At 72.1% G+C, this 23452-nt stretch carries 17 protein-coding genes; 8 read left to right on the forward strand and 9 right to left on the reverse strand.

Features of this window, described 5'->3' with window-relative positions; all coding sequences use genetic code 11:
* Nucleotides 1–1962 (forward strand): VanW family protein, encoded by a 1962-nt coding sequence (locus MPTA5024_RS31535; protein ID WP_036331276.1) that lies wholly within the window; start codon nucleotides 1–3, stop codon nucleotides 1960–1962.
* A 37-nt stretch (nucleotides 1963–1999) separates the two neighbouring features.
* Here the strand turns inward: MPTA5024_RS31535 and MPTA5024_RS31540 are convergent, their stop codons facing one another.
* The gene (locus MPTA5024_RS31540) at nucleotides 2000–3130 is read right to left on the reverse strand and encodes a PQQ-dependent sugar dehydrogenase (protein ID WP_036331277.1); all 1131 of its coding nucleotides are present in this window, start codon (nucleotides 3128–3130) and stop codon (nucleotides 2000–2002) included.
* A 65-nt stretch (nucleotides 3131–3195) separates the two neighbouring features.
* Between MPTA5024_RS31540 and MPTA5024_RS31545 the strand changes: the two genes are divergently transcribed.
* The 5 genes from MPTA5024_RS31545 to ilvC all read left to right on the forward strand — a co-directional run bounded on the left by MPTA5024_RS31545 (nucleotide 3196) and on the right by ilvC (nucleotide 10730).
* The gene (locus tag MPTA5024_RS31545) at nucleotides 3196–4116 is read left to right on the forward strand and encodes a 2-hydroxyacid dehydrogenase (protein WP_036331278.1); all 921 of its coding nucleotides are present in this window, start codon (nucleotides 3196–3198) and stop codon (nucleotides 4114–4116) included.
* Nucleotides 4117–4303: 187 nt separating this feature from the next.
* Complete coding sequence (locus tag MPTA5024_RS31550; protein WP_232326725.1) at nucleotides 4304–7114, forward strand: putative bifunctional diguanylate cyclase/phosphodiesterase; 2811 nt, start codon at nucleotides 4304–4306, stop codon at nucleotides 7112–7114.
* A 191-nt stretch (nucleotides 7115–7305) separates the two neighbouring features.
* The gene (locus MPTA5024_RS31555; protein ID WP_269750658.1) at nucleotides 7306–9108 is read left to right on the forward strand and encodes an acetolactate synthase large subunit; all 1803 of its coding nucleotides are present in this window, start codon (nucleotides 7306–7308) and stop codon (nucleotides 9106–9108) included.
* 40 nt (nucleotides 9109–9148) lie between these two features.
* Nucleotides 9149–9673: an acetolactate synthase small subunit gene (gene ilvN / locus MPTA5024_RS31560; RefSeq protein WP_036331280.1), complete on the forward strand. Its 525-nt coding sequence runs from the start codon at nucleotides 9149–9151 to the stop codon at nucleotides 9671–9673.
* A 64-nt stretch (nucleotides 9674–9737) separates the two neighbouring features.
* Nucleotides 9738–10730 carry a ketol-acid reductoisomerase gene (gene ilvC / locus MPTA5024_RS31565; RefSeq protein WP_036332013.1) on the forward strand — a complete coding sequence of 331 codons (993 nt, stop codon included), beginning with the start codon at nucleotides 9738–9740 and terminating at the stop codon, nucleotides 10728–10730.
* Nucleotides 10731–10828: 98 nt separating this feature from the next.
* Here the strand turns inward: ilvC and dacB are convergent, their stop codons facing one another.
* From dacB to MPTA5024_RS31590, 5 genes are all read right to left on the reverse strand, one after another.
* The gene (dacB, locus tag MPTA5024_RS31570; RefSeq protein WP_051458911.1) at nucleotides 10829–12385 is read right to left on the reverse strand and encodes a D-alanyl-D-alanine carboxypeptidase/D-alanyl-D-alanine endopeptidase; all 1557 of its coding nucleotides are present in this window, start codon (nucleotides 12383–12385) and stop codon (nucleotides 10829–10831) included.
* Nucleotides 12386–12480: 95 nt separating this feature from the next.
* Nucleotides 12481–13017 (reverse strand): DUF1707 and FHA domain-containing protein, encoded by a 537-nt coding sequence (locus MPTA5024_RS31575; protein ID WP_036331281.1) that lies wholly within the window; start codon nucleotides 13015–13017, stop codon nucleotides 12481–12483.
* 133 nt (nucleotides 13018–13150) lie between these two features.
* Complete coding sequence (locus MPTA5024_RS40250) at nucleotides 13151–13990, reverse strand: CAP domain-containing protein (RefSeq protein WP_232326726.1); 840 nt, start codon at nucleotides 13988–13990, stop codon at nucleotides 13151–13153.
* A gap of 205 nt (nucleotides 13991–14195) precedes the next feature.
* The gene (locus MPTA5024_RS31585) at nucleotides 14196–15581 is read right to left on the reverse strand and encodes an MFS transporter (RefSeq protein WP_051458912.1); all 1386 of its coding nucleotides are present in this window, start codon (nucleotides 15579–15581) and stop codon (nucleotides 14196–14198) included.
* A gap of 82 nt (nucleotides 15582–15663) precedes the next feature.
* Nucleotides 15664–16563, reverse strand: a complete 900-nt coding sequence (locus MPTA5024_RS31590) for a hypothetical protein (protein ID WP_036331282.1) — start codon at nucleotides 16561–16563, stop codon at nucleotides 15664–15666.
* A 301-nt stretch (nucleotides 16564–16864) separates the two neighbouring features.
* Here MPTA5024_RS31590 and serA point away from each other — a divergent pair, with 301 nt between their 5' ends.
* A complete protein-coding gene (serA, locus tag MPTA5024_RS31595) occupies nucleotides 16865–18454 on the forward strand; it encodes a phosphoglycerate dehydrogenase (RefSeq protein WP_036331283.1) in 1590 nt (529 codons plus the stop codon).
* 606 nt (nucleotides 18455–19060) lie between these two features.
* Here the strand turns inward: serA and MPTA5024_RS31600 are convergent.
* Genes MPTA5024_RS31600 through MPTA5024_RS31610 form a run of 3 tightly spaced genes read right to left on the reverse strand, consistent with a single transcriptional unit; the run spans nucleotide 19061 to nucleotide 22050 of the window.
* Nucleotides 19061–20251: a sugar ABC transporter permease gene (locus MPTA5024_RS31600; protein WP_036331284.1), complete on the reverse strand. Its 1191-nt coding sequence runs from the start codon at nucleotides 20249–20251 to the stop codon at nucleotides 19061–19063.
* Nucleotides 20248–20967 (reverse strand): ATP-binding cassette domain-containing protein, encoded by a 720-nt coding sequence (locus MPTA5024_RS31605; protein ID WP_036331285.1) that lies wholly within the window; start codon nucleotides 20965–20967, stop codon nucleotides 20248–20250. The genes MPTA5024_RS31600 and MPTA5024_RS31605 overlap by 4 nt, the downstream gene beginning before the upstream one ends.
* A complete protein-coding gene (locus MPTA5024_RS31610; protein ID WP_036331287.1) occupies nucleotides 20968–22050 on the reverse strand; it encodes a sugar ABC transporter substrate-binding protein in 1083 nt (360 codons plus the stop codon).
* Between the two features lie 435 nt (nucleotides 22051–22485).
* Between MPTA5024_RS31610 and MPTA5024_RS31615 the strand changes: the two genes are divergently transcribed.
* A complete protein-coding gene (locus MPTA5024_RS31615; protein WP_442922112.1) occupies nucleotides 22486–23421 on the forward strand; it encodes an ROK family protein in 936 nt (311 codons plus the stop codon).
* The last annotated feature ends 31 nt before the right edge of the window (nucleotides 23422–23452 follow it).

Genomic DNA, 23452 nt, shown 5'->3' on the forward strand with positions numbered 1-23452 from the left:
GTGCGGAACGCCGGAGCGTCCATCGACCCGCCGACGGATCCGTCCGCGGCGGCGCCCGACGACGCCCCCGGAGCCGGCTCAGCGGTCCCCGGCCCCAAACATCCGGTGCGCCTGGCGTCGGCGTCGCTTCCGCGCGGGGTCTCGGCGGACATCTTCGGCGAGCGGACCCATCCCGTACCCGCGGCGGCTCGCGGCCCACGCAAGAGCTCCCTGCCCCCGCCCGCCCCGCCCGTCGAGCCGTGGGTGGTGGTCGAGCGGAAGGTCCAGGAGGAGCCGCCGGTCATCCTCATCGACCCCGAGCCGGAGTCCCGGGGCCGTACGCTGCGCTTCGCGATGGTCGCGCTGTTCGGGCTGCTCGTGCTCGCCTACCTCCTGCCCGCCGTCTCGATGGCCGGGCGCATCCTGCCCGGCACCACCGTCCTCGGCGTCGACCTGGGCGGCCAGGGCCAGCAGGAGGCGGCCGAGACGCTGCGCGAGCGCCTGTACGCCCAGACGCGGGCGCCCATCATCGTCCGGCAGGGCATGCGGCGGCTGACCGTCAACCCGGAGGACGCCGGTCTCGCGCTCGACGTGGAGCAGACGGTGTCCCGGGCGATGACCCGGTTCCCCAGCCCGGTCCAGGTGTGGACGGCGCTGACCGGCACCCACGAGATCGGTCCCGTGGTGTCGGTGGACAGGGCGAAGCTGGCGGTGGCGGTCGCCCGCGACGTCGCCGGGCACCTGGAGGAGCCCGGCCAGGAGGGCGGGGTCACGTTCAGGGGCGTCGTCCCGGTGCCGCAGTTCCCCCGGCCGGGACGCAGGGTCGACGCGGCCGCCGTCGCGAGCGAGCTCCAGAAGGCCTACCTCAGCCCGGACGTCACGGTGGTCGTGCCCACGCTCCGCCAGCAGCCGCACGTGAGCCGCGCGGAGGTACGGCGGGCGCTGGCCTGGGCCCGCGAGGCCGTCGCCGGCCCGGTCACGCTCGCGAACGGATCGGCGACCGCGCTGCTGCCGCCGGAGACGATCGCGCGGCACCTGACCTTCGTGCCCGACGGCGCGACGCTGCGGCCCCACTTCGACGCCGCGGGAGCCCTCGCCGGGCTCGAGGCGCGGCTGGTCGACCCCGCGGACGCCGCCCGGGACGCCACCTTCACAATCGCGGACGGGACGCCGGAGCTGGTCCACGCCCGCCCCGGCAAGCGGATCGACGCCGACCGCCTCGCGTCCGACCTGGTCCAGGCGCTCGGGAGCGGGGACCGCACGGTCGCCGTGTCGGTCGTGGACGGCCAGCCGGAGATCTCCGACCAGGACGCGCTCGGCATGGGCGTCAAGGAGGAGGTGGGCCGGTTCACCACCTCCTTCCCCTGCTGCGTGACCCGCGCGGCCAACATCAAGACCGCGGCCGGGATGCTGGACGGCCGCCTGGTGAAGCCGGGGGAGACGTTCTCGTTCAACGCCGCGCTGGGCAGGCGGGACGCGACCGCCGGGTTCGGCGGGCTCGGCCCGACGACGATCCGCGGGCGCACCGGAACCGACGTGCCCGGGATGTCGCAGGTGGCCACGGCCCTGCTGAACGCGGTGCTGCGGGCCGGCCTCCAGGTGTCCGACTTCACGCCGCCGGACGTGCACGCCTCCCAGCTCCCCGCCGGGACGGAGGCGGCCGTCAGCTACCCCGATCCCGACTTCTCCTGGAAGAACGACTCGCCGTACGGCGTGCTGGTGCAGGCGTCCGCCACGGGAAGCTCGCTGACCGTCCGGCTGTGGAGCACCAAGCGGTACGACGTGGAGATCCAGGACCCGATCAAGGGCGCGGTGACGAGCCTGCCGGTCGTCCGGGGCGGCGGCGACGGCTGCGTGCCCGTGCCGCGGCAGGACGGGTTCACGGCCGAGGTGACGCGGATCTTGCGGCACGACGGCACAGTGGTCGGCCGCCAGACGTTCCGCACCGTCTACCGGCCGCAGGCCCAGGTCGTCTGCTCCTGATCCGCCGCACCCCCCGTCACGCCGTCACGAAGCGTCCTCACCCGGGTTTGACCACGAGGATCCGGTCGTCGCCCCGCCGGGGGGATCCGCGGCCGTCGCGGTTGCTGGTGGAGACCCACAGCGTGCCGTCGGGGGCCGCGGCGACGGCCCGCAGCCGGCCGTACTGGCCGGTGAACCGGGCGACGGGGCGGCCGGCCCGGCCGGACGCGTCGACGGGGATCTGCCACAACCGCTCCCCGCGCAGCGCCCCCGCCCACAGCGACCCTGCGGCGTAGGCGAGGCCGGAGGGCGACGCCTCGTCGGTCGACCAGGTGAGCAGGGGGTCGGTGTAGCCCGGCCGCCCGCCGACCCCCTCGACCTCGGGCCACCCGTAGTTGCGGCCCTTCTCGATCAGGTTGATCTCGTCGTAGGTGTTCTGGCCGAACTCGCTGGCGTACATGTGCCCGTGGCCGTCCCAGGCCATCCCCTGGACGTTGCGGTGGCCGTAGGTCCACACGAGCGTGCCGAAGGGGTTCCCGGGGGCGGGCCGGCCGTCCGCCGTCATCCGGAGGATCTTGCCGCCGAGGGACCCCTTGTCCTGGGCCAGCCCCCGCTCGCCGGTCTCCCCGGTGGACGCGTAGAGGTAGCCGTCGGGGCCGAAGGCGAGGCGGCCGCCGTTGTGGATGGTGCCCTTGGGGATGCCGGTGACGATCGGAACGGGGTCGGTCAGGCCGCCGTCGTACCGGTACCGGACCACCCGGTTGTCGCCGGCGGAGGTGACGTACAGGAACACCCGGTGATCGGTGGCGAAGCCCGGCGAGACGGCTACGCCGAGCAGGCCGCCCTCCCCGCTGGGGTCGACGCCGTCGACGACCGCCACCCGCTGGACGCGGCCGTCCGCGGAGACCCGCAGCAGCCGCGCCGAGTCCCGCTCGGTGACGAGGGCGTCGCCGCCGGGCAGGAACGCGATCGCCCAGGGCACGGCGAGATCGGTGACCAGCGTCCGCGGCGTCGCGGGCGACGCCTGCGGGGTGCCGGCGGCCGCCGGCGTCGTCGCGCCGGTGGCCGTCGCCGCGTCGAGAGGGGCGGGCGTGCGCGCCGTGCCGACGCCGCCCTGCGAGCATCCCGTCAGCGCCGCCGCGCCCACCGCCACCGCCAGGAGCAGGGCTCCGCGGCCCGTACCGACCATGATTGCGACCTCCTCGTCCCCTCCATACTCGCGTCTGCCCGGGAAGGTTCCCTAGGTTTGTCCTCGTGAAGATCTGGGTCGCCTCACAGGCCATCGCCGACGCCCTGTCCGGCCTGCCGGAAGGCATGCCGGCTCTCGACTGTTCGGTGTACGACGGGAAGGGACCGCTGCCCGGCCGTCCCGAGGAGGTCGAGGTCTGGGTGCCGCCGCTCGTGCCGGTGCCCGACATCCCCGGGCTGCTCGGCCGGATGGGCAAGCTGCGCCTGCTCCAGACCGTGACCGCGGGCGTGGAGCCGTACCTGCCGCACGTGCCCGAGCACGCCGTCCTGTGCAACGCCCGGGGTGTGCACGACGCCGGCACGGCCGAGTGGGCGGTGGGCGCCATGATCGCCGTGTTGCGCGAGTTCCCCGGCTTCGCCGCCGCCCAGGCGCGCCGCGAGTGGACCTACCACCACACCGGCGTGCTGGCCGACGCGACCGTGCTCATCGTGGGGTACGGCTCGATCGGCGAGGCGGTGGAGCGGCGCCTGGCCGGGTTCGAGGTGGAGATCGTCCGGGTGGCCCGGACGGCCCGTCCGGGCGTGCACGGCCAGGACGAACTGCCCGCCCTGCTGCCGCGCGCCGACGTCGTCGTGCTGCTGGTGCCCGCGACCGTGTCCACCGCGGGCCTGGCCGACGCCCGGTTCCTGGCCGCGATGAAGGACGGCGCGCTGCTCGTGAACGCCGCCCGCGGCTCGGTCGTGGACACCGCCGCCCTGCTGGCCGAACTCGAGTCGGGCCGCCTGCGGGCCGCCCTCGACGTCACGCCGGTCGAACCGCTGCCCGCCGATCACCCGTTGTGGACCGCCCCCGGCGTGTTCATCACCCCGCACGTGGCGGGCAGCACGCCCGCCTCCGTACGGCGGACCGTGAAGCTGGTGCGGGAGCAGGTGATCCGCCACCTCACGGGCGAGCCGCTCGCTAACATGATCACCGGGCATTACTGACCGCTCCGTTAAGGATTCCGGAACGTGGCTGCCCCGTGACCTGGGGTGCGTACGGTGATGCACATCGCACGGCTGGTTATCAGATCGGTGACGACTCGGTCGTTGTCCTCCTGTCGATCAGCGGCTGTGCGCACACTTGCCATGTGACAGGGAGAGTAAAGCCGAGTCGAGGACGGGAGGGGCAGTGATGTCAGACCCCGCCGGACTCGGCGACGCCGACACGACTCCGTCCCCGGTCGCCGAGGCGACGGGCATGGCCGCCTCCGAACCGGACGCTCCTGACGGGCCGACGGCCGGGGCGATCGGCATCGGCACCGGCGCCGCCGTCACGGCGGTTCCGACGACACGTACAGAGGCGACGCACGTGAACGGCAGGCGGGACCCCCGGGTCTCCCTCAGCGCCGCGGCCGGGCTCGGCGCGGCGGCGATCGCGGCCGCCCTCCTCGCGGGCGCCTCGGCCTCCGTCGTGGCGGCCGTGTCCGGGGTCGTCACCGGCCTCCTCGCGGCCGCCTCCCTGAACGCCGCGGCCTCCCGCGTCGTCCCCGGTCACGGCCGCCAGCCCGCCGCGTGGCGGTGGCTGTCGGCCGGCGCGTTCACGTGGCTCGTCGGCATCGGGGTGCGGCCGGTGGCCGACGGCACCCCGTTCGTGCTGACCTTCGCCGACCTGGTGATGCTGGCGGGGTCGCTGCTCCTGGCCATCGGCTGCGGGCTGTCGGTCAAACCCCCGGCGTACAGCAGGGGGGTGCTGAGACAGGCCACCGACGCCTACCTGGGCGCGGCCTCCATCCTCTCGGTGACGTGGGTCACCGTGCTGGGCCCCGCGTTCGCCAAGGCGGAGGAGCCGGGCGCCTTCTTCTTCACGCTGGCGCTGCCGGTCGTCTGCCTGCTCGCCGCGTGCGCCGTCACCCCGGCCGTGGCCACGTCCCGGTCGGGCGGCCGTCTCGTCGGCCTCACCGGGATCGGCGTGCTCGCCGCGGTCACGGTCGCCGAGACCGCGACGGCCCTCGCCCGGATCAACGGCGACTCCCCGCCGCTCCCGGCCGTCCTCGTCGCGCCCGCCGCCTTCCTCGTCCTCGCCGTCGTGCCCTGGGTGCGCCGGGACCCGCGGCCCCGGCGGTCGCCGCCCGCGGCGCTCGCGGCCGCCGCGCCGCTCGTCATGGTGGCCGTCGCGACCGTCGTCGTGGCGCTGCACGCTGCCGGCGGCCGTGACGCCGCGCTGGCCCTGGTGGCGGCCTCGGCGGTCCTCGTCCTGCTCGGACGGCTGTTCGTGCTGCTCGTGGAGACCGCGGGGATGCGCCGCCTGGTCGACGTGGGCGAGCAGCAACTGCGCCAGCTCGCCGAGAACACCGGCGACGTCGTGCTCGTCTGCGACCTGGACGGGATCATCCAGGAGATCGGCCCGGGGGTCGAGGCCACCTACGGCTACCCCCCCGACGAGCTGATCTGCCACCCCGTCTTCGACTACATGCACCCCGAGGACGTCCCCGGCATCCAGTCGCTGCTGCGCCGCCTGGCCGCGGAGGAGGACGGGCCCGACAAGCACGGCAGCTGCCGGGTCTCCTGCCGGGTCCGCGCCGCCGACGGCACGTGGCGGCCGACCGAGTCGGTGGCCACCCGCCACGTCAGGGGCGACGACCTGATCCTGGTCACCGTGCGCGACCTGAGCGACCAGGTCGCCCTGCGCAACCAGGTCACCCACCTGACCTTCCACGACGGGGTCACCGGCCTGCCCAACCGGGCGTACTTCGAGGAGCGCGCCCGCGACCTGCTGACCCGCCGTGGCGCGGGCGGCACCGCCGCGGTCTTCCTCGACCTCGACGGCTTCACCGCCGTCAACGACTCCGTGGGCCATGCCAGCGGCGACTACCTGCTCGGGCAGGCCGCCCGCCGCCTCCGCTCGGCCGTACGGGCCGACGACACCCTCGCCCGGTGGGGCGGGGACGAGTTCGCCGTGCTGCTGGAGGGCGGGACCTCCGCGGGATCCGACGCGCAGACCGCGATCGACCTGGCCGAGCGGCTCGTCCGCGCGGTCTCGAACGAGCCGTTCCGGGTCGCCGACCGGGACATCGCGCTCACCGCGAGCGTCGGCGTCGCCTTCGCCGAGGACGGCCTGCCCGCGGGCGACCTCCTGCGCAACGCCGACGTGGCGATGTCGCGGGCCAAGGAGCTCGGCGGGCGACGTGTCGAGGTCTTCGCCACGCACATGCACGCCGACGTCGTACGCCGCCTGGAGATCGCCTCCGACCTCCAGCGGGCGCTGCACGAGAACCAGTTCGCCGTGGAGTACCAGCCCGTCGTCGACCTCGCCACCTCCCGGGTGACCGCCGTGGAGGCCTTGGTCCGCTGGTGGCGGGGGAGCACGTTCGTGCCGCCCGAGCAGTTCCTCGGGCCGGCCGAGGACACCGGCATCATCGTGCCGCTCAGCGAGTGGATCCTCCGGGAGGCCTGCCGCGAGGTGGCCGCCTGGCGGGCCTCCTCGTGGGACATCGGGCTGTCGCTGAACCTGTCCGCCCGGCAGATCCTGGCGCCCCGGTTCGTCGAGACCGTCTCCGAGGCGCTCGCGGAAAGCGGCCTGCCGGCCAGCGCGCTCACCCTCGAGGTGATCGAGGAGATGCTGGTCGAGGACGCCGAGGAGACCGTCGCCAAGTTGTCGGAGCTGCGCGCCCTCGGCGTGCGGCTGGCCATCGACGACTTCGGCACCGGCTACGCCTCGCTCGCGTTCCTCCGCCAGCTGCCCGTCGACATGATCAAGATCGACCCGTCGTTCGTCGCGGGGCTCGGGCAGGACGAGACGCTGACCCTGCTCACCCGAACGATCGTCCGGCTCGGCCACGACCTCGGGCTCATCGTCGTCGCCGAGGGCATCGAACGGCCCGAGCAGCTGGAACTGCTGCGCGAGATGGGCTGCACCCGGGGCCAGGGCTACCTGGTCGCCCGCCCGATGGCCGCCCGCGGCGTCGACTCCCTCATGCGCACCACCCTGCAGAACACCGCGTAGCGTCCGCCTCCTCCCGGCTCGCGCCGTCCACAGTGTGAGATCGGCGTCCCACATGATTTGACGTGGAGGGCGTGCATCGGACATGGTGTAGCCATGCATAGCGGTGGGATCCTCGTAGTACTTCGCAGGCGCGCAGCCTGACGAAGCACTAGGTCCTGCGCGCGCCCCAGCTCCGCTCCGGCGGGTGGGGCATTTTTTATGCCGGAAGACACTCCAGCCACGCCAGCTCAGCCACAAGGAACGAGCCGATGACCGAACAGATGACAGGTGCCCAGGCCCTCGTGAGGGCGCTGGAGCACGTCGGGGTCGACACGGTGTTCGGGATCCCGGGCGGTGCCATCCTCCCCGCCTACGATCCCCTCTACGACTCGGTCAAGGTCCGGCACGTGCTCGTACGGCACGAGCAGGGCGCCGGCCACGCGGCCGAGGGCTACGCGCAGGCGACCGGCAAGGTCGGAGTGTGCATGGCCACCAGCGGGCCGGGGGCGACCAACCTGGTCACCCCGCTCGCCGACGCCTACATGGACTCGGTGCCGATCGTGGCGATCACCGGGCAGGTGGCCACCCCGCTCATCGGGACGGACGCCTTCCAGGAGGCGGACATCTCCGGCATCACGATGCCGATCACCAAGCACAACTTCCTTGTCACGAAGGCCGAGGACATCCCCCGGACGATCGCCGAGGCGTTCCACATCGCCTCCACGGGCCGTCCGGGCCCGGTGCTGGTGGACATCGCCAAGGACGCCCTGCAGTCGCTGACGACGTTCTCGTGGCCGCCGGTCATGCAGCTGCCCGGCTACCGCCCGGTGACCCGGCCGCACTCCAAGCAGATCCGCGAGGCCGCCCGGCTGATCACCGAGGCCCGCCGGCCGGTCCTGTACGTCGGCGGCGGCGTGCACAAGGCCCGGGCGTCGGCCGAGCTGCGGGAGCTGGCCGAGCTGACCGGCATCCCGGTCGTCACGACGCTGATGGCGCGCGGCACGTTCCCCGACAGCCACCCGCAGCACATGGGCATGCCGGGCATGCACGGCAGCGTCTCGGCTGTGGGCACCCTGCAGCGCTCCGACCTGCTGATCGCGCTCGGCACCCGGTTCGACGACCGCGTGACGGGTCAGCTGTCCAGCTTCGCCCCGAACGCCAAGGTCATCCACGCCGACATCGACCCGGCGGAGATCTCCAAGAACCGCCATGCGGACGTCCCGATCGTGGGCGACTGCCGCGAGGTGATCGGCGACCTGATCAACGCGGTGCGCAACGAGCAGAACGAGGGCCGCAAGGGCGACTACGCCGACTGGTGGCGGGTCCTCAACGGCTACAAGGAGACCTACCCGCTGGGCTACGACCAGTACGAGGACGGCTCCCTGGCCCCGCAGTACGTCATGGAGCGGCTGAGCGCGCTCGTGGGCCCGGACGCGTACTACGTCGCGGGCGTCGGCCAGCACCAGATGTGGGCGGCGCAGTTCATCGGCTACGAGAATCCGGGGACGTTCATCAACTCTGGCGGCGCGGGGACGATGGGCTTCGCCGTCCCGGCCGCGATGGGCGCCAAGATGGGCCGGCCGGACGCCACGGTGTGGTGCGTCGACGGCGACGGCTGCTTCCAGATGACCAACCAGGAGCTGGCCACCTGCGCCCTCGAGGGCGTGCCGATCAAGGTGGCGGTCATCAACAACGGCAACCTCGGCATGATCAGGCAGTGGCAGACGCTCTTCTACGAGGAGCGGTACTCCAACAGCGACCTGAACAGGGTCAAGCGGATTCCCGACTTCGTGAAGCTCGCCGACGCGTACGGTTGTGTCGGCCTGCGGTGCGAGCGGCCGGAGGACGTCGACGCCACCATCCGCAAGGCCATGGAGATCAACGACGTGCCCGTGGTGATCGACTTCGTCGTGCATCAGGACGCGATGGTCTGGCCGATGGTGGCGGCCGGGACGAGCAACGACGACATCAAGTACGCCCGCGACATGGCGCCGAAGTGGGAGAGCGAAGAATGAACGAGCGGAGCAACCGGACCGGCGCATCGGGGAGGTCGGCATGAGCAGGCACACGCTGTCCGTTCTCGTGGAGAACAAGCCCGGCGTCCTGGCCCGGGTCGCGGCTCTGTTCAGCCGCCGCGGGTTCAACATCGACTCGCTGGCCGTCGGGCAGACGGAGCACGACGACATCTCCCGGATGACGATCGTCGTCAACGTGGAGGAGCTCCCGCTGGAGCAGGTCACCAAGCAGCTCAACAAGCTGGTCAACGTCATCAAGATCGTGGAGCTCGACAACACGCAGTCGGTGCAGCGCGAGCTGATGCTGATCAAGGTGCGGACCGACTCCGACAGCCGGTCCCACGTGCTGGAGCTGGTGAACCTGTTCCGGGCGCGCTGCGTCGACGTCGCCCCGGACGCCGTGACGATCGAGGTCACCGGCACCACCGACAAGCTGGAGGCCTTCGTCCGGGTCCTTGAGCCGTACGGCATCAAGGAGCTCGTGCAGTCGGGCATGGTGGCCATCGGCCGCGGCGCCCGTTCCATCACCGACCGCTCGCTTCGCGCCCTCGACCGCAGCGCCTAGCCGTACGGCGTCGAGCCACGCACGTCGCGACAGACCAATTCCGAAAGGCAAGCTTGTGACTGAGATCTTCTACGACGACGACGCCGACCTGTCGATCATCCAGGGCCGCCACGTCGCCGTCCTGGGCTACGGCAGCCAGGGCCACGCCCACGCGCTGAGCCTGCGCGACTCGGGCGTGGACGTGCGCGTCGGCCTGCCGGAGGGGTCGAAGAGCAGGGAGAAGGCCGAGGCCGACGGGCTGCGCGTGCTCACGCCGTCGGAGGCCGTCGAAGAGGCCGACCTCACCATGATCCTCGCGCCCGACCACGTCCAGCGGCACCTGTACGCCGAGCACGTCGCGCCGAACCTCGTCGAGGGCGACGCGCTGTTCTTCGGCCACGGCCTCAACATCCGGTACGGCCTCATCGAGGCCCCGGAGGGCGTCGACGTCGCCATGGTGGCGCCCAAGGGCCCCGGCCACCTCGTCCGCCGCCAGTACGCCGCCGGCCGCGGCGTGCCGTGTCTGGTGGCCGTCGAGCGCGACGCCACGGGCGACGCCTGGCCGCTCGTCCTGTCGTACGCCAAGGGCATCGGCGGCACCCGGGCCGGCGCGCTCAAGACCACGTTCACCGAGGAGACCGAGACCGACCTGTTCGGCGAGCAGGCCGTGCTCTGCGGCGGCGTGTCCGAGCTGATCAAGGCCGGTTTCGAGACGCTGATCGAGGCGGGCTACCAGCCCGAGGTCGCGTACTTCGAGTGCCTCCACGAGATGAAGCTGATCGTCGACCTGATGTACGAGGGCGGCGTGTCCAAGATGTACTGGTCGGTCTCCGACACGGCTGAGTACGGCGGCTACACCCGCGGCCCGCGCGTGGTGAACGCCGAGACCAAGAAGGAGATGCGCCGCATCCTCGACGAGGTCCAGGACGGCCGCTTCGCCCGCGAGCTGGTCGAGGAGTTCGACTCCGGCCAGACCAACTTCAAGCGCTTCCGCGAGGAGCTGGCCGGCCACCCGATCGAGCAGACCGGCGCGAAGCTGCGCCCGATGATGAGCTGGCTCAAGGGCGCCCAGGACTGACACCCTCCCGGCTGTCGCGAACGCGGCGCCGTCCCCTCGGGGGCGGCGCCGCGTCGCGTTCCCGGCGTCGCGTCACCGGGAGCTCGGCCGCCGAGAGGTCAGCAGGCGGCGGGCTTGCGCCAGGAGCACTCGAGGTCGGCGCCGCCGGGCGCCGCGGACCTGAGGGCCGGCGCCGTGTCCGCGGTGTCCACCGCCGCGGCCCGGCTGAACCGGGCCAGCCGGATGGCGATCGCGTCCTCGATGTCCTTGGTCGAGGAGGCCAGGAAGCCGTTCGTCACGACGGAGAAGACCAGCGGCTCGCCGTCGGCCGCGGTCACGTACCCCGACAGCGCCGACACGCCGGTCAGGGAGCCCGTCTTGGCGTGGACGTTCCCGGCCGCCGGTGTGCCCTGCATCCTGCTGCGCAGCGTGCCGCCGACCATCCGGTCCGGCACGCCCGCCACCGGCAGGGCGTCGTACCAGGTGCGGAACCAGGGCTTGCCGCGGACGGCGCGGAGCAGCGACGTGATGCCCGACGGGGTGAGCGCGTCCACCCGGGACAGGCCGGAGCCGTCGCGCAGCCGCAGCGTCTGCACGCCGTTGGCCCGGGCGAACGCCGTCGTGACGGCCAGCCCGGCGTCCCAGGTGCCCCGGCCCGCGGCCTTCCGTCCCATGGCCTTGGTGAGGATCTCGGCGTGCATGTTGTTGCTCAGCTTCAGGAACGGCGTCAGCAGGCGGCTGAGCGGCATCGACTCGTGTGACGCCACCGCCGCGGCGCCGGCCGGCGCCGCCCCTCGCGCGGTCGGCCCGAGCACCCGCACGCCATGGGCGGCCAGGCCCCGGCGGAACAGCGAGGCCGCGTAGAGCGTGGGGTCCCAGACGGCCACCCACTCGTCGTACTCGTCGGCGACCGTCCCGCTGACGACCACGGTGTTGCCGCCGTGCTCCCGGACGACGGCGACGTCGGTCTCGGCGCCCGTGGTCGCCCGGTTCACGATCGTCACGTAGTCGGTCTCGGGCGTGGTGGCGACCTTCGCCGGCGCGCCGGGGGCGTCCCCGGGGCTGACCGACACGATGACCGAGCCGGCGTCGTAGTCGGTGTCGGGCGCCGCCGTCAGGGCCGATATCTGCCCGGCGTAGTAGTACGGCTCGTCGTCCCAGGCCCAGTCGGTGCCGAGCCGCACGTCGTCGAACCAGGTGTCGTCGGCGACCAGCCGTCCGGTGACGACCTTGACCCCGGCGGCGGCCACCTGGGCCGCGAGCGCGTCGTAGTCGGCCGCCAGCATCGTCGGGTCGCCGCTGCCCTTGAGGACGAGGTCGCCCACGACGGCCTTCCCGGCCTTCGGCGTGGCGAGGACCTGGGTGGTGAAGCGGTAGTCGGTGCCGAGCGTGTCCAGCGCGGCGGCCGAGGTCAGCAGCTTGGTGTTGGACGCCGGGGCGAACAGCTTGCCCGCGTCCAGGGAGTACAGCTCCTCGCCGGTGTCCGCGTCGCGGACGACGACCCCGGCGCGGGCGGGCGCCAGGCGGGAGTCGCCGAGGATCCGGTCGAGGTCGTGCGTCAGGTCGGTCACGCCCGGCGGCGGGTCGAGCGCCCCGGCGGGGACGCCGGAGCCCGCGATCCCGGTGACGAGGACGACGGCGGCGAGCGTGATCGTGGTTCGTCGTGACAACCGCACAGCAGGCTCCCGAGTGAGTGGCTTTCCGCGATCGTCGGAGAGACCGCCCGGGGCATCAATACGGAAATATGCGTATCTGGGCTTGGGGCCGTGGATCAGACGACGGGAGCCGACACCAGGAAGACGCAGTCGCCGAAGGCCACCTCGTCGCCCGCGCGGACCTTCGCCGGGCCCACCAGCCGCCAGCCGTTGAGCCGGGTGCCGTTCATCGACCCGAGGTCGACCAGCATCCAGGCGTCGTCGTCCCTCCTGAGCTCCGCGTGGACGCGGGAGACCGTGAGGTCGGCGAGCACGAGGTCGCAGCCCGAGCCACGTCCGACCACGTAGCGCGTGCGTCCGTCCGCGGGCAGGGCGAGCCGGGGCATCCGCGGACGGCGCCAGGCCGACTCGACGCGGCGGGTGAGGTCCGAGACCGACGACACGGCGTCCGTGATGCGCCTGCGCCAGCGCCCGCGGTGCGGGAGGTCCGCGATCAGCTCGTCGAGCTCGCTGCGGCTGCGCGCCCGCAGCGCCATGTCGACGCGCCCGACGAAGGTCTCCATGGACAGCCGGCCTTCGGCGGCACGGTCCCGGAGCTCGCTGAGCGCGCGGTCGCGGTCCCCGTCCGAGGCGCGAACCGGGGGAGAGCTCATGATTGGAGTATCCGCTGGAGCGCCGTGAGGTGTCCAGAAGACCGGTGCATTCCCTCCCAATCCACAACTCGCGGACGTCCGGGAGGGTCGGGGGCCCCGCGCGGGCGGCGCCCCCGCCTCACCGGAACGGCGATCAGTGCCTGCCGAAGTCCTGCGTCCAGTACGGCCCGCCGGCGGCGACGTAGCCGACACCGATGTCGGTGTAGGCGCAGTTGAGGATGTTCTGCCGGTGGCCGGGGCTGTTCATCCACCCGTCCACGACGGCCTGGGCGTTCGGGTAGCCCTTGGCGATGTTCTCGGCGGCGGCCGTGAACGAGTAGCCGGAGGCCTTGATCCGGTCCGCGAAGGTCCGGCCGTCCTGGGACGTGTGGTCGAAGTAGTTCTTGGCCGACATGTCCGCGGAGTGGGCGTAGGCCGCGGCGTGGAGCTTCGCGTCGTGCTTCAGCGCGCCGCAGCCGGCCTTGGCCCGCTCGATGTTGGTCAGGCGCAGGACCTCGTTCTCGATGTCCGTGCCGACGGTGGCCCCGGAGGTCGGGGTGGCGGTCGGGGTGGGAGCCGGGGTTCCTGAGGCGGTCCCCGTCGGCGTGGGGGTCGGGGTGGGCGCGCAGGACGTCAGCCGCACCGGCTTCGACCGCGACGAGTGGCCGCGGTAGTCGGTGACGACGGTGTAGTAGACGCCGCGCGCGCAGGGCAGGGTCACGGTGATCCGGGCGTTCCTGACGGCCTTCGACCCGCTCTTCACGACGCGATCGGGACCGGGCTGCGCCTTCCAGATGCGGACCCGGAATCGGGCGGTGTCGAAGCAGCCGGCCCGCGAGCCCGCCGCGTGGATCTTCCCGTCCGCGGCGACCTTCGGCTTCGCGGAGGCGACCCGGCAGCCCGTGGGCTGGGCCTGGGCCTGAGCGGGCACGGCGGACACGCCGAAAGCCGCGACGCTCCCGAGGCACAGGACCGCTCCGAGCGCTCTGTTCACGATCATTCCTCCAGTGGGGGTTAGACGCTGGATGGAAGTCGTCATTATGGTGCGCTCGGACCCCACTTGTCCGAAAAAATCACTGCTTTGACTAAAATATCTACCATCCCTTAAGGCTCACTTATACCTTCTGCCCCACCAGAAACATGCCCAATCACCCCCGTACGCCCAGGTCAGCGGGGGATGTCGGGGTGATCCCCGGGTGTCAGGCCTCGACGGGGCCGGGGGCGGCGGAGGGAGCGCGCACGGCGGCGGCCACCCGGCCCGCGGTGAGGTCGTACTTCAGCGTCATCACGACGCCGGCGAGCGTGATGAGGGCCGGGACCACGGACAGGCCGACGACGACGGCCACGTGGGCGCTGCCGGGCTGGGTCACCGGGTTGTCGGGGTCGGAGGCCAGGAACCCGCCCAGCGCCAGCACCCAGCCGTAGATCGTCGCCCCGAGGGCGGAGACCGCGTTCTCGACGGCCGTCCACAGCCCGGTGAACACGCCGCCGCGCCGCTCCCCGCTCACGGCCCCGTCGTACGCGATCACGTCGGCGAGCATCGAGAACTGGAGAAGCTGGAGCCCGGCGTAGCCGAGGCCCACGATCATCACGACCAGGTGGGACCACAGCGAGCCGAACGCGGGGGCAGCGACGACCAGGACCGCGCCGCCCGTGAACAGCGACCCGGCCAGGACCATCGCGCCGCGCTTGTCGAGCCTGCGGGCCAGCCAGACCCACAGCGGCATCGTGACCAGCATGGGCCCGACGAGGGCGGCGAACAGCGTGCTGGTGGCGTCGGGGTCGTTCAGCGTGTAGGCGGCGAAGTAGGGCGCGCCCGCCAGCATGATCCCGGCGGCGAGGTTCTGCGCCGAACTGAGCCCGAGCAGCCACATGAACGGCCTGCTGGTGCGGGCCGCGGCGATCTGGGCGCGCAGGGTGCCCTCCGAGCGCTGCTGCCCGGTGAAGGGCGCGCGGGCGGTGCCGAAGAACGACCCGAGCATCGCGACGAGCAGGATCACGCCGAAGACCACACCCATCAGACGGTGGCCGTCGAGCGTCTGGCCCGCGATCATCGGTGCCACGATGCCGCTCAGGGCCACCGAGATCGCGATGAACACCATCCGCCATTGGAGCAGCGAGGTGCGCTCGTGGTAGTCGGTCGTCATCTCGGCCGGCATGGCCTTGTACGGCACCTCGTAGAGGGCGTAGCCGGTCGCGGCGAGCAGGAACATGACGCCCACGTAGACGGCGGCCGGGCCGCCCCGCAGCGGGAGGCCGGCGAACATGAGGGCGAACGTCAGCGGCAGCACGACGGCCCCGGCCAGCAGCCACGGGCGCCGCGGGCCCCAGCGGCCGGCCGTGCGGTCCGACCACCGGCCGACGAGCGGGTTGGCGACCAGGTCCCACGCCTTGGGCAGGAACAGCACGACGCCCGCGAGGAAGGCGGGCACCGCCAGCACGTTCGTCATGTAGAAGAGCAGCAGGAGCCCGGGGATCGTGGAGAAGTTGGCCGTGCAGAACGAGCCGACGGCGTAGCCGAGGCGCACCCCGAGGGGCACGTTGGTGGGGGAGGGCGTCGCCGCCGAGGAGACCATGCGCGACATTCAAGCCGAGCATGCACCCGATCGGAAGGTCAAACCATCACAAACAGACCACGCCTGGCCCCGGTCAGGACGGGGCCAGGGGTCAGTCGCGTACGTCGGCGCAGACGACGTGGGCGCCGATCTCGATCATGCGCCGTTCCGTGTGCGCGTCGGTCACCCGGGCCATGAGCACCGGCGCCTCGCTCGCGGCGAGCTGCGGCAGCCGGGCCCGCACCCGCCGGTGCAGGTCGCGCACGATGTCCTCGGCCGACAGCGTGTGCACCTTGACGTGGAGCATGATCCCCCACGACCCGGAGACCGTCCGCGCCTCGGAGATCCACACGTGGTGCACGAGGGGGTAGTCGCGCAGCAGTTCGCCGATCGCCACCCGCAGGGCGGGCAGGATCGGGTGGGACGTCCTGCGGTAGCCGGGGTCCACCACCTGCATGGCCCCCGACAGGTGCTGGCGCGGCGCGGGGATCCACTGGTTCGCGGCCGGCACGGGCTGCTGGACGGGAGCGGGGGCGGCGGGGGCCGGGGGCGGCGGCGCGCCGTGCACCACCTGGGCGCGGGTCACCGTCGCCATCGCACCCGTCGCGTACGCCGTGGGGGCCGCCATGGGAGACCCGAGCGCGGACAGCGCGTGGGCCGGTCCGGTCCTGGTGGCCTGGAGGTAGCGCTTGAGATCGTCGATCGGGACGGCCGCCGCCGCCGGCCCGGCCGCGTCGATCACGATGTCCCGCACGCCGGTGACGCGCTGGATGTCGATGATGGTGTCGGCGTCGCAGACCGACAGGGAGTGGCCGCCGCGGTGCCGGGCGTAGGTCCCCGGTCCCGTGTATCCGAGCAGCACGCGCTCGCCGCTCTGGGTCGTGCCGAGCACCACCGAGCGGTCGGGCCGTACGGCCACCAGGATGCCCCACTCCGCGAGGGCCGCCAGCAGTTGCTGGGGGCTGCCGTGCCGCGCGAGAACGTCGCCTAGGGAGGGGTTCCCGATGCTCATAGCCTGAACGATAGGGACTGGACCATGGCGAATCAGGCTAATCGTGAAGATTAGGTGCGATCAATACCAAGAAAGCGGCTGTGTGGATGGGACCGGTCCAACCCGGGTACACCGACCGACTGGCCGAATATATGAGCGAGTCTCACGACTCTCTGACGTCACATCGGCACCGGGAACCGTGGAACGGACACGGGTCCCGCCCCCCGCCCCGTCTCGGATGCCGGATCGCTCGTGAGGGCTTTCACAAGCACCGATAGACTCACCGCTGTCCGTGCCATCGCACTTTCCGAAGGACTCACCAGTGAACAAGCCCGTCGTACTTGTCGCAGAAGAGCTCTCCGAAGCGGGCCTCGCCGTGCTCGGCGCGGACTTCGAGGTCCGTCACACCGACGGCTCCGACCGCTCGCAGCTGCTGCCCGCGCTCGCCGACGTGGACGCCCTCATCGTGCGCAGCGCCACCCAGGTGGACGCCGAGGCCGTCGCGGCCGCGCCGAAGCTGCGGGTGGTGGCGCGCGCGGGAGTCGGCCTCGACAACGTCGACGTGGAGGCCGCCACCAAGGCCGGCGTCATGGTCGTGAACGCCCCGACCTCCAACATCACCAGCGCCGCCGAGCACACGGTCGCGCTGATCCTCGCCAGCGCCCGCAACGTCGCCCAGGCCCACTCCGCGCTCAAGGGCGGCGAGTGGAAGCGCTCCAAGTACACCGGCGTCGAGCTCGACGAGAAGGTCGTCGGCATCCTCGGCCTCGGCAAGATCGGCCAGCTCGTCGCCCAGCGGCTCCAGCCGTTCGGCGTCGAGATCATCGCGTACGACCCCTACCTGCAGCCGGCCCGGGCCGCGCAGATGGGCGTGCGCCTGGTGTCGCTGGAGGAGATCCTCCAGCAGTCCGACTTCATCACCGTGCACCTGCCGAAGTCCAAGGAGACCGTCGGCCTGATCGGCGACCGCGAGCTGCACCTGGTCAAGCCGTCCGTCCGCCTGATCAACGTCGCCCGCGGCGGGATCATCGACGAGAACGCCCTCTACTCGGCCCTCAAGGAGGGCCGCGTGGCCGGCGCAGGCATCGACGTGTTCGCCAAGGAGCCGTGCACCGACAGCCCGCTGTTCGAGTTCGACCAGGTCCTGGTGACGCCGCACCTCGGCGCGTCCACCCACGAGGCCCAGGAGAAGGCCGGCACCCAGGTCGCCCGCAGCGTGAAGCTCGCCCTCGCCGGCGAGTTCGTGCCCGACGCGGTGAACGTCCAGGGCGGCGCGGTGGCCGAGGACGTCAAGCCGGGCCTGCCGCTGACCGAGAAGCTCGGCCGCATCTTCACCGCCCTCGCCGGCGAGGTGGCCACCCGGCTCGACGTGGACGTCCGGGGCGAGATCGCCTCCCATGACGTGCGGGTGCTGGAGCTGGCCGCGCTCAAGGGCGTGTTCACCGACGTCGTCGAGGACGCGGTGACCTACGTCAACGCGCCGCTGCTCGCCCGCGACCGCGGCACCGTCGTGGAGCTCGTGACCAGCTCGGAGAGCCCCGACTGGCGCAACGTGATCAGCGTGCGCGGCGTCCTGGCCGACGGCCGCACGGTGTCGGTCTCCGGCACGCTCTCCGGCCCCCGGCAGATCACCAAGATCGTCGAGGTGAACGGCTACGCCATGGAGATCGAGCCCACCGAGCACCTGGCGTTCTTCACCTACACCGACCGCCCCGGCATCGTCGGCATCGTCGGCCGCCTGCTCGGCGAGCACGGCGTCAACATCGCCTCGATGCAGGTCTCCCGGGACGTCAAGGGCGGCAAGGCGCTGATCGCCCTGACCGTCGACTCGGCCATCCCGTCCGACGTCGTGGAGCAGATCGCGGGCGAGATCGGCGCCGACAGCGGCCGCACGGTCGACCTGGCGGACTGACGCCCCCGGCGCCCGCGCCGGACAACACGAACACGGCCGGCCCCCGTCCTCGACGGGGGCCGGCCGAGTCATGTCCGGGGCTGGAGACTCCCAAGACCGGATCGGTACGCGTCCGCACCTGCCCTGTCTCGAATAGCGAGATACTAGGTCGTCCTACGAGATTCTGGGGTAGTGTGAACGGTAATGAAGCGCCAGGTGTCCGTACTCCTCACCTGCCGCGGCGGGGCCTGATCAGGTAGGCCGGCCCGCCGCGGTGTGCGGCGCTGCCGCCTCCGGCCACCGGCTCCAACGGCCGACGACGCGTGACCCGCGTCCGATCCCGGAGCCGTGCACGCCAGCCGGGTCCGCCCTCGCGGATCCGCTCTCGACGACGCACCCTGCCGAGCCTTCGAGCGCCGAAATGAGATCCGCCATGTACGAGATGTATCCCTGGAACCGACCCGAGGACGCCGAGGACGAGGCCGCGGCGGCGTTGCAGACGGCGCTGGACCGCCGCGACAACGGTGGCGTGCCCCAGCGCTAGACCGTTCCCGTTTCCCGCGGCCTCCCCTCCGCGAGGCTCCCGTGCCCGCCGCCGGCGGGCGGCGGGAGACGAGGGCGGGGACCTCAGGCCGTGCCGCCGCGGCGGCTGAGCGAGTCGATGGCCACGGCCAGCGCGAGGACGGCCGCGGTGACCATGTACCGGACCGAGGAGTCGACGCTGAGCAGGAACATCCCGTTCGTGATCGACTGGATCACCAGGATGCCGAGCAGCGCCGCGTAGGTCCGGCCGCGGCCGCCGAACAGCGACGTCCCGCCGATGACGGCGGCGGCGATCGCCATGAGCAGGATGTCGCTGCCGCCCGAGCCCTGGTTGACGGCCGCCAGGCGGCTCGCCGACAGGATGCCGCCGAACGCCGCGAGCGTCGACGACAGCACGAACGCGAGCACGCGGATACGCCGCACGTCGATGCCGGCGCGGCGGGCGGCCTCGACGTTGCCGCCGACGGCATACATCCACCGGCCGAACGCCGTGTGCCGCAGGACCAGGTCGAACACCACCACAAGCGTGCCGAAGATCACCAGCAGCAGCGGCACGCCGCGGTCGGCGGACATGACGGCCACGGCCGCGACCAGCACCACCGCGAGGCCGGCCACCTTCACGCCGAGCCACCAGGCGGGCGTGACGGGCAGGTCCGCGGCGAGCCGCATCCTGCGGGTGACCAGGTTCGACGCCGCGAAGACCGCGACCAGGACGAGGGTGAGGAGCCACGCCGCCAACGGGGTGAGCCAGGTGTCGCTGAGCTTGGCCACGAACCCGTCGAACGGCAGGTTGACGATGCCGCCCTGCCCGAGCAGGTAGAGCAGCAGGCCCTGCCAGCCGATCAGCCCGGCCAGCGTGACCACGAACGACGGCATCCGGAGCCGGGTGAACATCAGCCCGTGCAGCAGCCCGATGAGGGCCCCCGCCACCAGGGCCACGACGATGGCCAGCAGGGGGTTCCAGCCCTGCCGTACGGACAGGATGGCCATGACGACCGCGCACAGGCCGCTCACCGAGCCGGCCGACAGGTCGATCTCGCCGAGCAGCAGGACCATGATGATCCCAAGAGAGATCGTCCCGGTGGCCGCCATCTGCAGCGCCAGGTTGGTCAGGTTCTCCGGCGACAGGAAGTGCTCGTTCAGCGTCCCGAAGACGACGGCGATGGCGACGAGCCCGCCCACGACGGGCCACGCGCCGAGGTCGCCGTGCCGCAACCGGTCGAGCGCGCCCTTCGGCGTGTACGGCTCCCGCGTGATCGCGGCTGCCTGGGTCATGCGGCTGCTCCCGTGATCGCGGCCACGATCGACTCCTGTGTGGCCTCTGCCGTGCGGAACTCGCCGGCGTTGCGGCCCAGGCGCAGGACCACGACGCGGTCGCTCACGGCCCGCACGTCGGCGAGGTTGTGACTGATGAGGAGCACGGCCAGGCCGCGCTCGCGCAGCCGCCTGACCAGGTCGAGCACCTGGGCGGTCTGCTCGACGCCCAGGGCGGCCGTGGGCTCGTCGAGGATCACCAGCCGGGGCTCGCCGAGCAGCGCGCGGGCGATCGCCACCGACTGGCGCTGGCCGCCCGACAGCATCGCCACGGGCACCCGGATGTCCTTGATCCGCACGTCGAGCGAGGTCAGCAGGTCGCGGGTGGCCCGCTCCATGCGGATGTGGCGCAGCAGCGACCATCTCCGGGGCTCGGAGCCGAGGAAGAGGTTGGCCACCACGTCGAGGTTCTCGCAGAGCGCGAGGTCCTGGTACACGGTCGAGATGCCGAGCCGCTGGGCGTCGTGCGGGCTGCCCACCCGGACCCGCTCCCCGTCGATGGCGATCGCGCCCGAGTCGGCGGCGACCACCCCCGCGATGACCTTGACCAGCGTCGACTTGCCCGCGCCGTTGTCACCGACCAGCGCCACGACCTCGCCGGGACGCAGGTCCAGGCTCACCCCCTGGAGGGCCTGGACCGCGCCGTACCGCTTCGAGACGTCCGTCACCGAGATCATCTACTGGATGCCCGCCTTCGCGCACGCGTCCTTGAGCTCGGGGGTGCAGATCTCGGACGCCTTGTAGAAGCCGTCCTTGACGATCGTTCCGGCGATCTTGTCGGCGGTGACCGCGATGGGGTCGAGCAGGAAGGACGGGACGTCCGCCGTGCCGTTGTTCACGGTCGTCGGGGCCGCGGGCTTGTCCCCCTTGGCCAGGGCGACCGCCAGCTCGGCCGACTTCTCGGCCTCCGAACGGATGTCGAGGTAGATCGTCATGTACTGCTCGCCGCCGAGGATGCGCTGTACGGCCGCCAGCTCCGAGTCCTGGCCGGTGATCGGCGGGATCTTGGCGTACCCGGCCCGCTTCATGGCCGCGATGGCGCCGCTGGCCATGCCGTCGTTGGCTGACAGCACGCCCACGATGTTGTCGCGGCCGAGCGCGGTGATGGCCTGCTCCATCTCCTGCTGGGCCTTGTCGGGGCTCCAGTCGGGGGTGTCGAACTCGCGCCCGATCTTGACCTTGCCGTCGAGGACGTTGTGCGCGCCCTTCTTGTAGTCGGCGGAGCTGGGGTCGGTGGGCGACCCGTGGATCATGACGATCTCGCCCTTGTCCGCGGTCCCGTTGGCCTTGAGGGCGTCGAGCAGGGCCTGGCCCTGCATCTCGCCCACCCGGACGTTGTTGAAGGAGACGTAGTACTCGTAGCCGATGCCCGAGATCAGCCGGTCGTAGGCGATCACCGGAACCTTCCGCTGCTTGGCCTGGTTCACCAGCGGCGCGACCGCGGCGGCGTCGACGGCGTCGAGGACGAGCACGTTCGCCCCCTGGGTGAGGGCCGCCTCGACCTGCTGCTGCTGCTTGGCCGCGTCCTGGTCGGCGTTGCTGTACAGCAGCTTGCAGTCGGCGCACAGCGCCTTCACCTTGGCCTCGAACAGCGGCCGGTCGAACGCCTCGTAGCGTGTCGTCTTCGACTCTGGCAGGAACAGGGCGATCGTCCGGGTGCCCCCCTGGCTCCCGGAGGGGGTCGCCGTGGTCGAACCGCTCTGGCAGGCGGTCGCGGCCAGGAGCGCCGCGACGGATATGGCCACCAACCCTCGACGCATGTCACCGGATCCTTTCTTCACGGCCCCCGATGCATTGATTAAAAAGGTATTTTACTATCAGCCGGATGGCTAGCCCCTGAGGGTGGCGAGGATGGTGGAGGGCGGACTGTGCGCTGGGATCCACTGGAGGTCAACTGGCCCGCCTTCCGCGGAAGGTATGCCAATCTTGGGAGCGTGGTGAGCATCGGCGGCGGGCCCGCCAACACGACCAGCCTGCTCCGGGTGATGAACGAGCGGGCGGTTTTCGCGGAGATCTTCCGTCTGGGGAAGGTCTCCCGGCCCGAGCTCGCCCAGGCGACCGGCCTGTCGAAGCCCACGATCTCGGTCGCCCTGGCGGATCTGGAGCGTGCCAGACTCGTGCGGCCTGTGGGACTGCGCACCGGCAACGCCGGGCGGGCGGCGCTGCTGTACGAGATCCGTCCGGAGGCCGGCTGGGTGCTGGCGGTCGACGTCGGCCGGGCCTACGTCCGGCTCGCGCTGGCCGACCTGGTCGGCGAGATCGCCGCCCGCGCCGAGGAGCCGTCCCGGGCCGAGTCACTCGACGGCCTGCTCGACCAGCTCTCCCGGATGGTCGCCGGCCTCACCGCCCAGGCCGGGCTCGCGCCCGGCGACGTCACCGTGGCCGTGTTCGGCACGCCGGGGATCCACGACAAGGAGACGGGGGCGCTGCGGCTCGCCCCCAACCTGCCCGGGTGGGAGCGGCCGGGCGCCGTCGAGCGGCTCGCCGTCGTCACCGAGTCGCCGTACGTGCTGGAGAACGACGTCGACCTGGCCGCCGTGGGCGAGGGGGCGTACGGCCTCGGCGAGGGCGTGTCCCACTTCGTGTTCGTCTCGATCGGGACCGGCATCGGCATGGGCGTGGTCATCGACGGCAAGCTCTACCGGGGGTCCCAGGGCGCGGCCGGGGAGATCTCCTATCTGCCGGTGGGAGAGGGCGACCCGCTGGTCGACCTCGGCCGGGGCATGTTCGAGTCGGTCGCCTCCGCCGACGGCGTGGTGGCCATCGCCGAGCGGCTCGGGCTGTCCACGGGCACGGCCAAGGACGTGTTCGAGGCGGCCCGCGCGGGCAACGAGGCGGCGCTCAAGGCCGTCGCGGCCGAGGCCGACCACGTGGCCCACGCCCTCGCCGGGGTCATCGCGGTCCTCGACCCCGAGCTCGTCGTGCTCGGCGGCGGGATCGGCGCGCAGGCCGGCGATCTGCTGATCCGGCCGGTGTCCGAACGGCTGGAGTCGCTGGTGGCGCTGCGGCCCCCGCGGATCGAGGTGTCCACGCTCGGCCCCGACGCCGTCCTCCTCGGGGCGCTCGCCGTGGGCCTGGCCACGGCCCGCGACCTGGTCTTCGAACGGGCGGTCGCCGGCCCGGCGCGCTGAGACGCGCCCGATAGGACCGAATAGTGAGACT

It is taken from the genome of Microbispora sp. ATCC PTA-5024 (assembly GCF_000511135.2).
In the GTDB taxonomy this organism is placed as follows: Bacteria; Actinomycetota; Actinomycetes; order Streptosporangiales; family Streptosporangiaceae; genus Microbispora; species Microbispora corallina.

Excerpts from the sequence above, each read along its gene's own strand:
- MPTA5024_RS31540 (WP_036331277.1), bottom strand. The coding sequence starts at position 3,130 with ATGGTCGGTACGGGCCGCGGAGCCCTGCTCCTGGCGGTGGCGGTGGGC.
- MPTA5024_RS31550 (WP_232326725.1), top strand. The coding sequence starts at position 4,304 with ATGTCAGACCCCGCCGGACTCGGCGACGCCGACACGACTCCGTCCCCG.
- ilvN (WP_036331280.1), top strand. The coding sequence starts at position 9,149 with ATGAGCAGGCACACGCTGTCCGTTCTCGTGGAGAACAAGCCCGGCGTC.
- MPTA5024_RS31575 (WP_036331281.1), bottom strand. The coding sequence starts at position 13,017 with ATGAGCTCTCCCCCGGTTCGCGCCTCGGACGGGGACCGCGACCGCGCG.
- MPTA5024_RS31585 (WP_051458912.1), bottom strand. The coding sequence starts at position 15,581 with ATGTCGCGCATGGTCTCCTCGGCGGCGACGCCCTCCCCCACCAACGTG.
- MPTA5024_RS31590 (WP_036331282.1), bottom strand. The coding sequence starts at position 16,563 with ATGAGCATCGGGAACCCCTCCCTAGGCGACGTTCTCGCGCGGCACGGC.
- MPTA5024_RS31600 (WP_036331284.1), bottom strand. The coding sequence starts at position 20,251 with ATGACCCAGGCAGCCGCGATCACGCGGGAGCCGTACACGCCGAAGGGC.
- MPTA5024_RS31605 (WP_036331285.1), bottom strand. The coding sequence starts at position 20,967 with ATGATCTCGGTGACGGACGTCTCGAAGCGGTACGGCGCGGTCCAGGCC.
- MPTA5024_RS31610 (WP_036331287.1), bottom strand. The coding sequence starts at position 22,050 with ATGCGTCGAGGGTTGGTGGCCATATCCGTCGCGGCGCTCCTGGCCGCG.